The 13,529-nt window shown below is 66.4% G+C and carries 16 protein-coding genes; 3 read left to right on the forward strand and 13 right to left on the reverse strand.

Features of this window, described 5'->3' with window-relative positions; translation table 11 throughout:
• Positions 1–215: 215 nt before the first annotated feature.
• Positions 216–1,160, reverse strand: coding sequence for a LysR family transcriptional regulator (locus A9J21_RS20175; protein WP_066738882.1), 945 nt, complete (start codon positions 1,158–1,160; stop codon positions 216–218).
• A 172-nt stretch (positions 1,161–1,332) separates the two neighbouring features.
• Here A9J21_RS20175 and A9J21_RS20180 point away from each other — a divergent pair, with 172 nt between their 5' ends.
• The 3 genes from A9J21_RS20180 (at position 1,333) to A9J21_RS20190 (ending at position 4,236) form a co-directional block, all read left to right on the forward strand.
• The gene (locus A9J21_RS20180; RefSeq protein WP_066738883.1) at positions 1,333–2,595 is read left to right on the forward strand and encodes an acyl-CoA dehydrogenase family protein; all 1,263 of its coding nucleotides are present in this window, start codon (positions 1,333–1,335) and stop codon (positions 2,593–2,595) included.
• A gap of 123 nt (positions 2,596–2,718) precedes the next feature.
• Positions 2,719–3,411, forward strand: a complete 693-nt coding sequence (locus A9J21_RS20185; protein WP_066738884.1) for a glutathione binding-like protein — start codon at positions 2,719–2,721, stop codon at positions 3,409–3,411.
• Between the two features lie 447 nt (positions 3,412–3,858).
• A complete protein-coding gene (locus A9J21_RS20190) occupies positions 3,859–4,236 on the forward strand; it encodes a helix-turn-helix domain-containing protein (protein ID WP_066738885.1) in 378 nt (125 codons plus the stop codon).
• A 32-nt stretch (positions 4,237–4,268) separates the two neighbouring features.
• On the opposite strand, the gene ureG is transcribed toward A9J21_RS20190, so the two are convergent.
• The 12 genes from ureG to urtC form a co-directional block, all read right to left on the reverse strand.
• Positions 4,269–4,892, reverse strand: coding sequence for an urease accessory protein UreG (gene ureG / locus A9J21_RS20195; protein ID WP_066738886.1), 624 nt, complete (start codon positions 4,890–4,892; stop codon positions 4,269–4,271).
• A 17-nt stretch (positions 4,893–4,909) separates the two neighbouring features.
• Positions 4,910–5,602: an urease accessory protein UreF gene (locus A9J21_RS20200; protein ID WP_066738887.1), complete on the reverse strand. Its 693-nt coding sequence runs from the start codon at positions 5,600–5,602 to the stop codon at positions 4,910–4,912.
• Positions 5,599–6,114: an endonuclease domain-containing protein gene (locus tag A9J21_RS20205; RefSeq protein WP_231906979.1), complete on the reverse strand. Its 516-nt coding sequence runs from the start codon at positions 6,112–6,114 to the stop codon at positions 5,599–5,601. The genes A9J21_RS20200 and A9J21_RS20205 overlap by 4 nt, the downstream gene beginning before the upstream one ends.
• Positions 6,115–6,126: 12 nt before the next feature.
• Entirely contained in the window at positions 6,127–6,747 is a 621-nt protein-coding gene (gene ureE / locus A9J21_RS20210; protein WP_066738888.1) for an urease accessory protein UreE, read from the reverse strand.
• Positions 6,748–6,757: 10 nt separating this feature from the next.
• A complete protein-coding gene (gene ureC, locus A9J21_RS20215; protein ID WP_066738889.1) occupies positions 6,758–8,476 on the reverse strand; it encodes an urease subunit alpha in 1,719 nt (572 codons plus the stop codon).
• The gene (locus A9J21_RS20220) at positions 8,476–8,781 is read right to left on the reverse strand and encodes an urease subunit beta (protein ID WP_066738890.1); all 306 of its coding nucleotides are present in this window, start codon (positions 8,779–8,781) and stop codon (positions 8,476–8,478) included. Before A9J21_RS20220 ends, ureC begins: the two co-directional genes overlap by 1 nt.
• A 21-nt stretch (positions 8,782–8,802) precedes the next feature.
• Entirely contained in the window at positions 8,803–9,456 is a 654-nt protein-coding gene (locus A9J21_RS20225) for a HupE/UreJ family protein (RefSeq protein ID WP_066738891.1), read from the reverse strand.
• Positions 9,457–9,501: 45 nt separating this feature from the next.
• A complete protein-coding gene (locus tag A9J21_RS20230; RefSeq protein WP_066738892.1) occupies positions 9,502–9,804 on the reverse strand; it encodes an urease subunit gamma in 303 nt (100 codons plus the stop codon).
• Between the two features lie 55 nt (positions 9,805–9,859).
• Positions 9,860–10,741 (reverse strand): urease accessory protein UreD, encoded by an 882-nt coding sequence (locus tag A9J21_RS20235; RefSeq protein WP_066738960.1) that lies wholly within the window; start codon positions 10,739–10,741, stop codon positions 9,860–9,862.
• A 102-nt stretch (positions 10,742–10,843) separates the two neighbouring features.
• Entirely contained in the window at positions 10,844–11,536 is a 693-nt protein-coding gene (gene urtE, locus A9J21_RS20240; RefSeq protein ID WP_066738893.1) for an urea ABC transporter ATP-binding subunit UrtE, read from the reverse strand.
• A gap of 2 nt (positions 11,537–11,538) precedes the next feature.
• Positions 11,539–12,387 (reverse strand): urea ABC transporter ATP-binding protein UrtD, encoded by an 849-nt coding sequence (gene urtD / locus A9J21_RS20245; RefSeq protein ID WP_066738894.1) that lies wholly within the window; start codon positions 12,385–12,387, stop codon positions 11,539–11,541.
• Positions 12,384–13,529: urea ABC transporter permease subunit UrtC (gene urtC / locus A9J21_RS20250; RefSeq protein ID WP_066738895.1), on the reverse strand; the 1,146-nt coding region annotated here is incomplete at its 5' end. The genes urtD and urtC, both read right to left, overlap by 4 nt.

Consider the following 13,529-nt stretch of genomic DNA (forward strand, 5'->3'; position numbering starts at 1 on the left):
CGATGTCATAGGTCTGGATTGGGGAAACTGCCCGCATCCCGGTGTGTGAACCGGGACGACGCCTGGGCGCTGCGGCGCCGCCATTTGAGGCGTCGGGGACAGATGGAACGCAGTGATGGTAGGGACGCCTGCCACCACCGTCCATCTTTCGAACACTTTCTTACGCTGTGATCCGAGCGCGCTGCACTGCGCCTGCGCGGCCCATCAACCGTGGCTCAGGCGTCCGCCCCGGCCGAGACATCGCCCATGCCGCTGCCCAGCGACGACATGACCGCCATCAGCTGCTCGCGCAGCCAGCGGTTGGCGCCATCGTTCTCGCCGCCCGCGTGCCAGTACAGGTGCAGTTCCAGCGACGGCACCTTGAACGGCAGCGACAGCAGCCGGTTGGCATAGGGCTCGTTGGCGATGCGTGCGTAGCGCAGCGGCAGCGTGGCCAGCAGGTCCGTACAGCTGACCACGCGGCAGGCCGCCGCGTAGTGCTGGCAGCGCAGCCGCACACGGCGCGTCAGGCCCATGCGGTGCAGCGCCTGGTCCTCCAGCCCTGCCCCGCGCCGGCGCGACGACACATGCACGTGCTCGGCCGACAGGTAGCGTTCCAGCGTCAGTTCCTTCTTCACCAGCGGATGGTCGCGCCGGGCCAGCACCACCATCGGGTCCGACATGAAGGCACTGTGGTGAATGGCGGGCGACACCGGCAGCAGGATGTCGATGGCGGTGTCCAGCGTGCCGGCCAGCAGTTCGGACTCCATCTCGCGACGATCAAAGCGGATGGCGGCGATTTCCACGTGTGGCGCCATGGCGGTCACGCGCGCCATCAGCGGCGGCAGCAGCGTGCTTTCCAGCGCGTCACGCATGCCGATGGTGAAGCGCCGCGTGGTGTTGGCGGGATCGAAGTGCGGGGTGTCCTGCAACGTGCGGGCGAACGATTGCAGCGCGCCGCGCACCTCGCCCGCCAGCGACCGCGCCAGCGGCGTGGGCGCCATGCCCTGCCCGCGCCGCTCGAACAGCGGATCGTCGAACAGCGTGCGCAGGCGCCCCAGCGCGTGGCTCACGGCGGGCTGCGTCAGGTTCAGCTGGCGCGCCGCGGCCGTGATGCTGCCTTCGCTGTAGATGGCGTCGAACACGACGAAGAGATTGAGGTCGATCCGGCTGAGTTGCATGGCACCTTCCTGCACGCGTGCTTTACTGAGGCATCAATGTCGCGCATTCTGGCATGGAATGCAGCAGATTGATACTGACCAATCCAGAAAATTCATTTTTCTAATTAGCCTCGTTCCGCTAGAGTAGCCACAGTCGGCACGGCGTGCCCATCAAAAACCCCGAGGAGACCCCATGCAATTCGAATACTCGCCCAAGGTCAAGGAGATGCAGGCCAGGCTGCTGGCCTTCTTCGACAAGCACATCTACCCGAACGAAAAGCGCTTCTACGCCGAGGTGCAGGCCAACCGCGAAGCGGGCAATGCATGGGTGCCGACCAAGGTCGTGGAAGAACTGAAGCCGCTGGCCCGCGAAGCCGGCCTGTGGAACCTGTTCCTGCCGCGCTCGAAGCGGGCCCCGGAAGGCCTGTCGAACCTGGAATATGCGCCGATGTGCGAGATCATGGGCCGGGTGCCCTGGTCGGCCGAGGTGTTCAACTGCGCCGCGCCGGACACCGGCAACATGGAGACGCTGGAGCGCTACGCGTCGGAAGAACTGAAGGACCAGTGGCTGGAACCGCTGCTGCGCGGCGAGATCCGCTCGGCCTTCCTGATGACCGAGCCGGCCGTCGCCTCGTCCGACGCCACCAATATCGAATGCCGCATCGAGCGCGATGGTGACCATTACGTCATCAACGGCACCAAGTGGTGGTCGTCGGGAGCCGGCGATCCGCGCTGCAAGGTCTACATCGTGATGGGCAAGACCGACCCCGAGGCGGGCCGCCACGAGCAGCAGTCGATGATCGTGGTGCCGGCCGACACGCCGGGCATCACCATCAAGCGCTTCCTGCCCGTGTTCGGCTACGACGACGCGCCGCACGGCCACATGGAAATCGAACTGAAGAACGTGCGCGTGCCGGCCAGCAATATCCTGCTGGGCGAAGGCCGCGGCTTCGAGATCGCGCAGGGCCGCCTGGGCCCGGGCCGTATCCACCACTGCATGCGCAGCGTTGGCGTGGCCGAGCGTGCGCTGGAACTGATGTGCAAGCGCAGCCTGCAACGCGTGGCGTTCGGCAAGGAAGTGGCCCGCCAGGGCGTGACGCAGGAGCGCATCGCCGAAGCCCGTTGCGATATCGAGATGGCCCGCCTGCTGACGCTGAAGGCCGCCTACATGATGGACACCGTGGGCAACAAGGTGGCGAAGGCCGAAATCGCGATGATCAAGGTGGTGGCGCCGAACGTGGCGCTGCGCGTGATCGACTGGGCCATCCAGGTGCACGGCGCCGCGGGCGTGTCCGGCGACTTCCCGCTGGCCAACTGGTGGGCGCACCAGCGCACGCTGCGCCTGGCTGACGGCCCGGATGAGGTACACCGCAACGCCATCGCCAAGCTGGAACTGGCCAAGCACATGAACGTCAATGCCGACAGCATCCAGATGCCCGTGACGCGCGGTTCGTGACAGGCCCGGTGGCCTGCCACGCGAGAAGCCCGGCCCTGTGCCGGGCTTTTTCATGCACGGCCAGCAGGGTTATTCACTCTGTGCTTAAATTCCCCGGCCTATCTTCCACGGAGAACGTTGCACATGATCGACGTCTACACCTGGGCCACCCCGAACGGCCACAAGGTCCACATCATGCTTGAGGAATGCGGCCTGGAGTACAAGGTCCACCCGATCAATATCGGTGCCGGCGACCAGTTCGGCGCCGACTTCCTGAAGATCAGCCCCAACAACAAGATTCCGGCGATCGTCGACAGCGACGGCCCCGACGGCGAGCCGATCTCGCTGTTCGAATCGGGCGCGATCCTGCTGTACCTGGCCAGCAAGACTGGCAAGTTCCTGCCCGACGACGTACGCGGCAAGTACGATGCGCTGCAGTGGCTGATGTTCCAGATGGGTGGTGTCGGCCCGATGCTGGGCCAGGCGCACCATTTCCGGATCTATGCGCCCGAGAAAATCGAATACGCGGTGAACCGCTATACCAACGAGGCCAAGCGGCTGTATGGCGTGATCGACAAGCAGTTGTCGCAACACGCCTGGCTGGCCGGTGACAGCTATTCGATCGCGGACATCGCCACGTTCCCGTGGCTGCGCAGCTGGCAGAACCAGGGCGTGGAGCTGGACGACTACCCGCACCTGAAGCGCTGGTTCAACGAGATTGCCGAGCGCCCGGCCGTGAAGCGCGGCGTGGAGGTCCTGGCAAAGGAACGCAAGCCGCTGCAATCGGACAAGGAGCGCGAGATCCTGTTCGGCGCCACGCAATACCAGCGGCGCTAAGCCCTGGCATCACCCGGACGGGTGTCGTAATCCGCACGGCTTGCGGCAGGCGTCAGGAGCTGGCCGTTGCCGGAATGACACAGTAATGAGAATCGATGCCGAAACCGGCATCGATTGCTCGTGTCAAATAACGGATTCCGGCCCGGCAGCGGAGGCATGAAAAGCCGGATGGTATTTCGATGAAATCGGGCTTGCGTGCGGAGGGTGCCGGATGCCCAATGGTCCGCGTGGCGCGGATTTCCGCCACATCGACGCCGCCTGGTCATCACGTACCAAGGGGGTCTGTGATGACTGCCCCGCGCGGCAACTGTGCCGCATTGGCGACAGGCGTATCGCTTACGATGAGGATCTGGTACCGATAGAACGACAAACTATAAGTTGTCGTTCCGCATAGATCGAGCCCTTAGTCTCGATCGACTTAGCGACTTAATATCCACACAGCAGCATATGACAGCAGACCCACTCAAGCTGTTCGGGCGACATTTGACCTGGTTGCGCAAGCAGCGTGGCTGGTCACAGGAAGCGCTGTCGCTGGAAAGCGGCCTGGCCCGATCCTACCTCAGCGGCATCGAGCGCGGCACGCGCAATGTTGCGCTATATAACATTTGTACCCTCGCTGACACGCTCGGTGTTTCGCCTACCGAGATGCTTGACTTTTCCAAGCATCGACCGGAAGAGGCGCAGGAAGCCGCCCGCTCGCCGTTCGACGCCGAGCAGTCTCCCTCGGTACAGGCAACGCTGCGCTATATGGCCGATCTCAACGACGTCGATCGCGACGTCGTGGCTGGCGTGGCACGGGCACTGGCGCGCCGGCACGCTCGCTGAAACGCCCCGCCCGAGGCAGGGCGCATGCAGGCTCAGACGTTCAGCATGCCCTGCTGCTCGATAAAGGCAATCACCTGGTCCAGGCCCTGCCCTGACTTGACACTGCCCATCACGAACGGACGATCGCCGCGCATCTTGCGCGTATCGCTCTCCATGATTTCGAGCGACGCCCCCACGTAGGGCGCCAGGTCGGTCTTGTTGACCACCAGCAGGTCGGACTTCGTAATCCCTGGTCCGCCCTTGCGAGGAATCTTCTCCCCCCCCGCCACATCGATCACGTAGATCGTCAGATCGGACAATTCCGGGCTGAAGGTCGCGGCCAGGTTGTCGCCTCCCGATTCGATGAACACCACGTCGGCATCCGGAAACCGGGCCAGCATGCGGTCCACTGCTTCCAGGTTGATGGAAGCGTCCTCGCGGATCGCCGTGTGCGGGCAGCCGCCCGTTTCCACGCCCATGATGCGCTCGGCCGGCAGGGCGCCCGAGATCGTCAGCAGGCGCTGGTCTTCCTTGGTGTAGATATCGTTGGTGATGGCGACCAGGTCATAGCGGTCACGCATGGCCTTGCAGAGCATCTCCAGCAGGGTGGTCTTGCCGGAGCCCACGGGGCCGCCCACGCCAACGCGCAGCGGAGGATTCTTCTTGGTTCGGGTCATGATCGGATTCAGGTGCGCTAGGAGCGGAAAAGCCGGGAATACTGGGTCTCGTGCCGTGCCGACAGCAGGCCCAGCATCGGGGAAAACGTGGAAAGCCGCGGTGGCTCGGCATCGGCACGGCGGGTGGCCTCATCCACGGCGTCGAGCACATGGCGGTGCAGGCCGCGCAGGATCTGCTGGCCGGCCACCTGGCCCAGCGGCACCGCCTTGAGCGCGGCAGCCACCTGGTTCTCGGCCCAGTTGAAGGCATAGGCGGCCAGCCCCTCGCGGGCATCGATATCGAGCGCCACGCACGCCGCCGTAAAGGCCGTGGGCAGGCACAGCGGCGACAGGCCGCGCAAGGTGTCGCGCAATGCCGCATCGCCCCACTCCATCTGGGCAATCAGCTTTGCCAGCGACCAGCCCATCTGCTCGGTTTCGAGCCGCAACTCGGACGTTTCGCGCGTGACGTGGAACCAGTCGTTCCAGCGGGCAACCGATGCCGCGTCCTGCTGCCGCCAGGCACGATGCAGCAGCAGCCAGACCGGCGCCTCGCACTGGGCCTGCACATGCATCAGATTGTCGCGAATCCAGTGCTCGGCCGTCGCGGCATCGCCGACCATCCCGCAGTCGATGGCCGCCTCAAGCCCCTGCGAATAGCTGAACCCGCCAATCGGCAACGCCGGCGACGCAAGGTGCAGCAGCGAGATCAGTTGCGGAAGTGCCGTCATGGCGTCTGGCTCCGCTTACCGGTTGCCGGCAACCCCTCAACGAATCCATTGGCCAAAGCAGCCTGACGAATGGTTTCCAGCACACCCTCGATCTGATCGTGGATCTCGTTGTTCCAGAAGTGCAGCACCGTAAAGCCCTGGTCTCGCAGCCACACATCGCGATCGACGTCGTAAAGCGAGCCATGCTGACTACCATCGGCCTCGACGATCAGTTTGTGCTCCATGCAGATGAAGTCGGCAATATACGGCCCGACTGGCGTCTGACGTCTGAATTTCAGGCCAAAGAAGCGATGGGCACGCAGGAAGTACCACAGGCGCTCTTCGGCTGCAGTTTGATGGGAGCGTAGCGCTTTCGCGAATTCGTGGTTGGTCAGCCGCCTGCCCTCTCCCCCGGCCCCTCTCCCGCTGGCGGGAGAGGGGAGAAAACCAGCGGCGTTCGACACCTCGGTGGTGGTCTCCCCTCTCCCGTGCACGGGAGAGGGGTTGGGGGAGAGGGCAAGCGTCTGATTCACGATCACATTCGGTTAGTGCTTGTGCCCACAGTGCGCGTCGTGCACGTGATCGTGCCCGTGGCCGTGCGAATGGTCGTGGCCGTGACCATGACCATGGCTATGCCCGTGGTCATGCCCGTGATGCTCGTGGAACACTGCCTGGGCCGCCGCGTAGTCTTCGGCGAAGGTCGCGTCGTGGCCGTGCTTGTGGCCGCCGCCATAGGCGCCGGCCTCGGGCTCGAACGGCTGCTCGGCGCGCACGATCTGCACGCCCAGGCGCGTCAGCATATCGGCCAGCACCGGGTCGAATTCCAGGCGCAGGTAGTCGCGCCCCACTTCCACCGGCGTATGGCGGTTGCCAAGGTGGTACGCCGCGCGCATCAGGGCCAGCGGATCGGTGGCTGTCACCTGCAGCACCGATTCCGGCGCGGCCTGGACCTCGACGAAGGTGCCGTCCTCGGCCACCAGCAGGTCACCGCCGCGCAGCACGGTGCCGCGTGGCAGGAACAGCGCCGCCTCGGTGCCATTGTCGAGCGCCGCGCGCAGGCGGCTCTTGCTGCGGTCGCCGAACGGCAGGACCAGCTTGGGGGCGCGCCGCACCAGCACGGGGGCGATACCATGCGGCGCGGGCAGGACTTTGTCGATCTTGATCACGGCTTCGGCTTCAGAACAGGAAGTAGCGTTGCGCCATCGGCAGCACCGTGGCGGGCTCGCACATCAGCAACTGGCCGTCGGCCACCACCTGGTAGGTCTCGGGGTCCACGGTGACGTGCGGCTGCCAGTCATTGTGCACCATGTCGCGCTTGCTGACGGTGCGGCATCCGCGTACGGCGGCCAGCGTCTTGGCAAGCCCGTAGCGCCCGCCCACATCGGCCGCCAGTGCCGCCTGCGAGACAAACGTCAGCGACGATTTCGGCAGCGCTCCGCCGGCCGACGCGAACATGGGCCGGTAGTGCACGGGCTGCGGCGTCGGGATCGAGGCATTGGGGTCGCCCATGGCCGCCGCCGCGATCATGCCGCCCTTCAGGATCAGGCTCGGTTTCACGCCGAAGAACGCCGGCTTCCACAGCACCAGGTCGGCCCACTTGCCCACCTCGATCGACCCCACCTCGTGCGCAATGCCGTGCGTCAGCGCCGGATTGATCGTGTACTTGGCGACATAGCGGCGCACGCGGAAATTGTCGTGGCCGCCGCGCGCATCGTGCGGATCGCCGGGCAGCTTGCCGCGCTGCGCCGCCATCTTGTGCGCAGTCTGCCAGGTACGGATGATGACCTCGCCCACGCGGCCCATGGCCTGCGAATCGCTGGAGATCATCGAGAACGCGCCCAGGTCGTGCAGGATGTCCTCGGCGGCGATGGTCTCGCGCCGGATGCGCGACTCGGCAAAGGCGATGTCCTCGGCAATGGCCGGGTCCAGGTGATGGCAGACCATCAGCATGTCCAGGTGCTCGTCGAGCGTGTTCACCGTGTACGGCCGCGTCGGGTTGGTCGACGACGGCAGCACGTTCGATTCGCCGCACACCTTGATGATGTCCGGTGCATGGCCGCCGCCCGCGCCTTCGGTGTGGTACGTGTGGATCGTGCGGCCCTTGAACGCTGCAATCGTCGCCTCGACAAAGCCGCCTTCGTTGAGCGTATCGGTGTGGATGGCCACCTGCGTATCGGTGTCGTCCGCCACGGACAGGCAGGTGTCGATGGCCTGCGGCGTGGTGCCCCAGTCCTCGTGCAGCTTCAGGCCGATGGCCCCTGCCTCCACCTGCTCGGTCAGCGGCGCCGGCTGGCTGGCGTTGCCCTTGCCCAGGAAGCCAATGTTCATCGGGTAGGCATCGGCAGCCTGCAGCATGCGCTCCATGTACCACGGCCCGGGTGTGACGGTGGTGGCGAAGGTGCCCGTGGCCGGGCCGGTGCCGCCGCCGATCATCGTCGTCACGCCGCTCATCAGCGCCTCGTCGATCTGCTGCGGGCAGATGAAGTGGATGTGCGTGTCGATGCCGCCCGCCGTGACGATCATGCCCTCGCCGGCGATCACCTCGGTGCCGGGGCCCACGACGATGGTCACGCCCGGCTGGATGTCGGGGTTCCCGGCCTTGCCGATTCCGGCGATGCGGCCGTGCTTGAGGCCGATGTCAGCCTTGACGATGCCCCAGTGGTCAATGATCAGCGCATTGGTGATGACCGTGTCGACGCAGTCCTTCGACATGCGCTGGCTCTGGCCCATGCCATCGCGAATCACCTTGCCGCCGCCGAACTTGACCTCCTCGCCGTAGATCGTGAAATCCTTTTCCACTTCGATGACCAGGCCGGTGTCGGCCAGCCGCAGGCGGTCGCCGGTGGTCGGGCCAAACATCTCGGCATAGGCCTGCCGCGAAATCTTCACGCTCATCACAGCGCTCCCATGATCTTGCCGTTGAACCCATAGACGATGCGGTCGCCGTCCAGCGCCACAAGCTGCACCGTGCGCGACTGGCCCGGCTCGAAGCGCACCGCCGTACCGGCCGCGATATCCAGCCGGAAGCCGCGCGTGGCTTCGCGGTCGAACGACAGCGCCGCGTTGGTTTCATAGAAGTGGAAGTGCGACCCGACCTGCACCGGACGGTCGCCCGTATTTGCCACCGTCACGCCGACCGTGGCACGGCCCGCGTTCAGTTCGATCTCGCCGTCAAGCGGCATCAGTTCACCGGGAATCATCGCCAGGCTCCTTTGCGGACTTCAGGCCACCAGCAGGCCGACGCCATACAGCGCCACGCCCGCCCCGGCCACGCGCGCCATCCAGCCCGCATGGCGACGCAGGAACGCGCCCGCGCCGATACCCATCACGTGCAGCGTCATGGTGCTGACAGCAAAGCCGCCGACATAGGCCAGCACGCCAGGCAGCGCCGCGGCGGTGGCAGGCAGCTCTGCCCCGTGCGCATAGCCGTGGAACAGCGCGAAGCCACCGACGATGGCCATGCCGGACAGCGCCGACAGCCGGGCGCGCGCAGCCACCAGCAGGCCGATCACGAGCAGCGAGACGGCGATCATCGGCTCCACGGCCGGCAGCGTCACGCCGGCCAGTCCCAGCGCCGCGCCAACCAGCATCATGACGACAAAGGCCAGCGGCAGGCGCAGCATGTCCAGCTTCGATGCGCCCTGGCCGAAGGCGCCCTTTGGCGCGGCGATCAACGCGCTCCAGACGCCCACGGCGGCCATTGCCAGCAGGTGATCGGCGCCCGTGAACGGGTGCGCCAGGCCAGCGAACAGGCTGGCGCCGACCGTGGCGGCATCGTGGCCGGGGTGGGCAAAGGCGGAAGCGGCTGCCAGCGAGAGCGTGGCGCCGGTCATGACGCGGGCGAGAGTCGGGCGTGCGAAGGTCGGGCGGTGCATAGGGTTGGTCCTCTTCTTGTTGAGCGTTCGGTTCGGTGATCGGATTCAGACGATCGGGTGGTGCACGGTGACCAGCTTGGTGCCGTCCGGGAACGTGGCCTCCACCTGGATTTCCGGAATCATCTCGGCCACGCCATCCATGACGTCCTCGCGCCGCAGCACCGTGGTGCCCTCGTGCATCAGTTCGGCCACGGTGCGGCCGTCGCGCGCGCCTTCCATGATGGCGGCCGTGATCAGCGCCACCGCCTCGGGGTAGTTGAGCTTGAGCCCGCGCGCCCGGCGGCGCTCGGCCAGCAGGGCGGCGGTGAAGATCAGCAGCTTGTCTTTCTCGCGCGGAGTCAGTTCCATGTTGGCTTTCCGTTCTGGTGTTCTTGTTGGCGTTTTGCGTCGGCGTAAGCGTCGTTCAGGTGGCCCAGAGCCGCAGCGGCCGGGCCGGCACGCCATGTATCGGCATGCGCAGGGCGTTCCAGCCATCGATCATCAGGTGGCGCACCGCTTCCATGTCGCGGCCCAGCACGCGCAGCAGCAGCATCGACTGGCTTGCCGGCTGCCCGCGTCCTGCCAGGCAGGTCACGCCGGCACGCAGGTCCGGGCGGTACGGCAACTGCTCGGCCAGCGACTCGGCCAGTTCCTGCGTGGCGCCCTGCCCCACGGCCCATAGCGTGCCGAGGATGGACAGACCGTCCATACCGGCCAGCGCGCCACGCAATGGCGACGCGGCGTCGAAATGCGACTGCTCGATCCACAATGCGCGATCCGGGCCGGCAATGCGCGTATCGAGCCACAGCGAGCCCCGGGACCAATGCTCGCCCGATGCCAGCCGGCCCAGCACCACGGCGTCCCAGCCGATGGCGCTGCCGCCGGGCGCCACCACCACGTCGGTGGCAATGCGCGCGCGGGCATCGTCGAACACGATGTTTTCCTGCGGCAGCCAGTCCAGCCTGGCGCCTTCGGCCACGTCGATACGCACCTGCTGGGCGGCGTCGCGGCCCTGCGACTTGTACCACTTGGTGGCGCCGGGCGTTGCCAGCACGGCATGCGCGCCAGCCTCGACGGCAATGTCGATATCGAGCAGGTCGCCGCCGGCCACGCCCGCCGGCGGGTGCAGCACCACGCCATGGCAGATCGCACCTTCCGGGTAGAGCGGCTTCTGCACGCGCAGCGGCCCCTCGTGGCGGCGCTCGACCATGGCAGTACGGCCCGCGCGCTCGGCAAAGCGCAGGCGCAGGCGGGCATGCCATGCAACGGGCATGGCGAGCGAGGAAGGAAAATCCGGATGACGCATGATGAAAAGGCAGGCGCGGGGGCGCGCGGAGGTATCCCACAGATCATAGCGCGCGGCCGCCATCACCGGAAGGCGAAGCGGCACGCACGCCCTCGCCGGGGATCACACCGCGATCAGTTCCCGCACGCCGTCCTGCTCCATCGTCGCGCCTGCGCCCTTGGCCACCACTTCACCGCGGCTCATCACCACATAGTGATCGGCCAGATGGCGCGCGAATTCGTAGTACTGCTCCACCAGCAGCACGGTCATGCCGAACTCGTCCACCAGCAGGCGCAGTGCGCGGCCGATGTCCTGGATGATCGACGGCTGGATGCCTTCGGTGGGTTCGTCCAGGATCAGCAGCTGGGGTTCGCTCATCAGCGCGCGGCCGATCGCCAGCTGTTGCTGCTGGCCGCCCGACAGGTCGCCACCCCGGCGCTGGCGCATGGTGCGCAGCACCGGGAACAGCTCGTAGATACGGTCGGGCACGCCGGCGGGCTTGCCGCGGCTGGCGGCACCGATCAGCAGGTTTTCCTCGACGGTCAGGCGCGGGAAGATCTCGCGGCCCTGCGGCACGTAGGCCAGACCGGCCGACACACGCTCGTACGGCGCCTTCTTCTCCAGCGCCTTGCCGTCCCAGCTGACGCTGCCGCTGCGCGTGGGCACCACGCCCATCAGGCATTTGAGCAGCGTGCTCTTGCCCACGCCGTTGCGGCCCAGCAGCGTGGTCAGCTTGCCGTGCGGCACTTCGAACGACACGTTGCGCAGGATATGGCTGCCGCCGTAGTACTGGTTCAGTGCATTGACCTGCAGCATGGTTATCTTCCCAGGTAGGATTCGATCACGCGCTCGTCGCGCTTGACGGCATCGAGCGTGCCCTCGGCCAGCAGGCTGCCTTCGGCCAGCACGGTCACGCGGCCGGCGTCGCCAGCCAGTGCGGCCACGAACTCCATGTCGTGCTCCACGACCATCATCGAGCAGCTGCCGCGCAGGCTGTTGAGCAGCGCCGCAAGCTGCATGGTTTCCTCGTCGGTCATGCCGGCCACCGGCTCGTCGAGCAGCAGCAGTTGCGGCTGCTGCATCAGCAGCATGCCGATCTCCAGCCGCTGCTTCTGGCCGTGCGACAGCAGGCCGGCGGGCCGGTAGGCCTCGTCTTCCAGGCCGGTCAGCGCCAGCGTTTCCTCGATACGGCGATGGCCCTCGCCGGTCAGCCGCGCACGCAGCGACGACCACCAGCGCTTGTCGGCCTTCATCGCCAGTTCCAGGTTTTCCCACACCGCGTGCTGTTCGAACACGGTGGGCTTCTGGAACTTGCGCCCGATGCCGGTCTGGGCGATCTTCGGCTCGGTCATGCGCATCAGGTCGATGGTCTGGCCCAGGAACACCCGCCCCGTCACGTTGGCGTTGCGCGGGCCGGTCTTGCCGGTGATGACGTCCATCATCGTCGTCTTGCCGGCGCCGTTCGGGCCGATCACGCAGCGCAGCTCGCCGTGGTCGATCGACAGCGACAGCTTGTTCAGCGCGCGGAAGCCGTCGAACTGCACGGTCAGGTCCTCGACATAGAGGATGGGGCCGTGCGTGGTGTCGATAACCCCGGGTTCGACGATGCGGCCCAGGCCGGTGGCGTCTCCGTTCTCGGCCTGTTGCAGTCCCAGCGCGGCGTTCATGCGTTGCTCCCTTGTTGTGGCGCCACCACCGCTTCATCGGTGGCCGCCTCGATCTTTTCCGCGGCGGTGCGCTGGCCGCGCAGGCGGCGCACCAGGCCAACCACGCCGTCGGGCAGGTACAGCGTCACGAGCACGAACATCGCGCCCAGCAGGAACAGCCAGTACTCGGCAAAGTAGGCCGTGAACATGGTCTTGGCACCGTTCACCAGGAACGCGCCGACGATGGGCCCGATCAGCGTGCCGCGGCCACCCACGGCCACCCACACGGCCATTTCGATCGAGTTCGCCGGCGACATCTCGCCCGGGTTGATGATGCCCACCTGCGGCACGTACAGCGCGCCGGCAATGCCGCACAGCACGGCCGAGAACGTCCACACGAACAGCTTGTAGCCCAGCGGGTTGTAGCCCGAGAACATCACGCGCGTTTCGGCGTCGCGCACGGCGGTCACCACGCGGCCCAGCTTCGACGTGACGATGTAGCGGCAGGCAATGAACCCGGCCACCAGCGCCAGGAACGTCAGCACGAACAGGGCCGTGCGGGTCTGCGGCGCGGCCACGGCAAAGCCGGCGATGCGCTTGAAGTCGGTAAAGCCGTTGTTGCCGCCGAAGCCCGTCTCGTTGCGGAAGAACAGCAGCATCGCGGCATAGGTCATGGCCTGCGTGATGATCGACAGGTACACGCCCTTGATGCGCGAACGGAACGCGAAGAAGCCGAACAGCCACGCCAGCACACCGGGCAGCAGCACCACCAGCAGCAGCGCATACGGCAGGTGCTCGGTGCCGTGCCAGAACCACGGCAGCTCCTTCCAGTCCAGGAACACCATGAAGTCGGGCAGGTCGCTCTTGTAGACGCCCTCGCGGCCGATCGAGCGCATCAGGTACATGCCCATCGCATAGCCCCCCAGCGCGAAGAACAGGCCGTGGCCGAGGCTCAGGATGCCGCAGTAGCCCCACACCAGGTCCAGCGCGATGGCGGCCAGCGCAAAGCACATGATCTTGCCGAACAGCGTCAGCGCGTAGGCCGACAGGTGCATCGGATGGGTCTCCGGCAACACCAGCGCGCAGACCGGCACGCCGATGGCGACAACCACGGTCAGCAGCACCAGCAGCGTCCATACGCGGCCCGAGAACAGCGGCTGGGG

Origin of the sequence: Cupriavidus sp. D384, assembly GCF_001652915.1 — a bacterium.
Lineage (GTDB): Bacteria > Pseudomonadota > Gammaproteobacteria > Burkholderiales > Burkholderiaceae > Cupriavidus.

Coding starts and splice junctions, on each gene's coding strand:
- A9J21_RS20230 (WP_066738892.1), bottom strand. CDS start 9,804: ATGGAACTGACTCCGCGCGAGAAAGACAAGCTGCTGATCTTCACCGCC.
- ureG (WP_066738886.1), bottom strand. CDS start 4,892: ATGACCCGAACCAAGAAGAATCCTCCGCTGCGCGTTGGCGTGGGCGGC.
- A9J21_RS20180 (WP_066738883.1), top strand. CDS start 1,333: ATGCAATTCGAATACTCGCCCAAGGTCAAGGAGATGCAGGCCAGGCTG.
- A9J21_RS20235 (WP_066738960.1), bottom strand. CDS start 10,741: ATGCGTCATCCGGATTTTCCTTCCTCGCTCGCCATGCCCGTTGCATGG.
- A9J21_RS20200 (WP_066738887.1), bottom strand. CDS start 5,602: ATGACGGCACTTCCGCAACTGATCTCGCTGCTGCACCTTGCGTCGCCG.
- urtD (WP_066738894.1), bottom strand. CDS start 12,387: ATGAACGCCGCGCTGGGACTGCAACAGGCCGAGAACGGAGACGCCACC.
- urtE (WP_066738893.1), bottom strand. CDS start 11,536: ATGCTGCAGGTCAATGCACTGAACCAGTACTACGGCGGCAGCCATATC.
- A9J21_RS20220 (WP_066738890.1), bottom strand. CDS start 8,781: ATGATTCCCGGTGAACTGATGCCGCTTGACGGCGAGATCGAACTGAAC.
- ureC (WP_066738889.1), bottom strand. CDS start 8,476: ATGAGCGTGAAGATTTCGCGGCAGGCCTATGCCGAGATGTTTGGCCCG.
- A9J21_RS20185 (WP_066738884.1), top strand. CDS start 2,719: ATGATCGACGTCTACACCTGGGCCACCCCGAACGGCCACAAGGTCCAC.
- A9J21_RS20190 (WP_066738885.1), top strand. CDS start 3,859: ATGACAGCAGACCCACTCAAGCTGTTCGGGCGACATTTGACCTGGTTG.
- A9J21_RS20225 (WP_066738891.1), bottom strand. CDS start 9,456: ATGCACCGCCCGACCTTCGCACGCCCGACTCTCGCCCGCGTCATGACC.
- A9J21_RS20175 (WP_066738882.1), bottom strand. CDS start 1,160: ATGCAACTCAGCCGGATCGACCTCAATCTCTTCGTCGTGTTCGACGCC.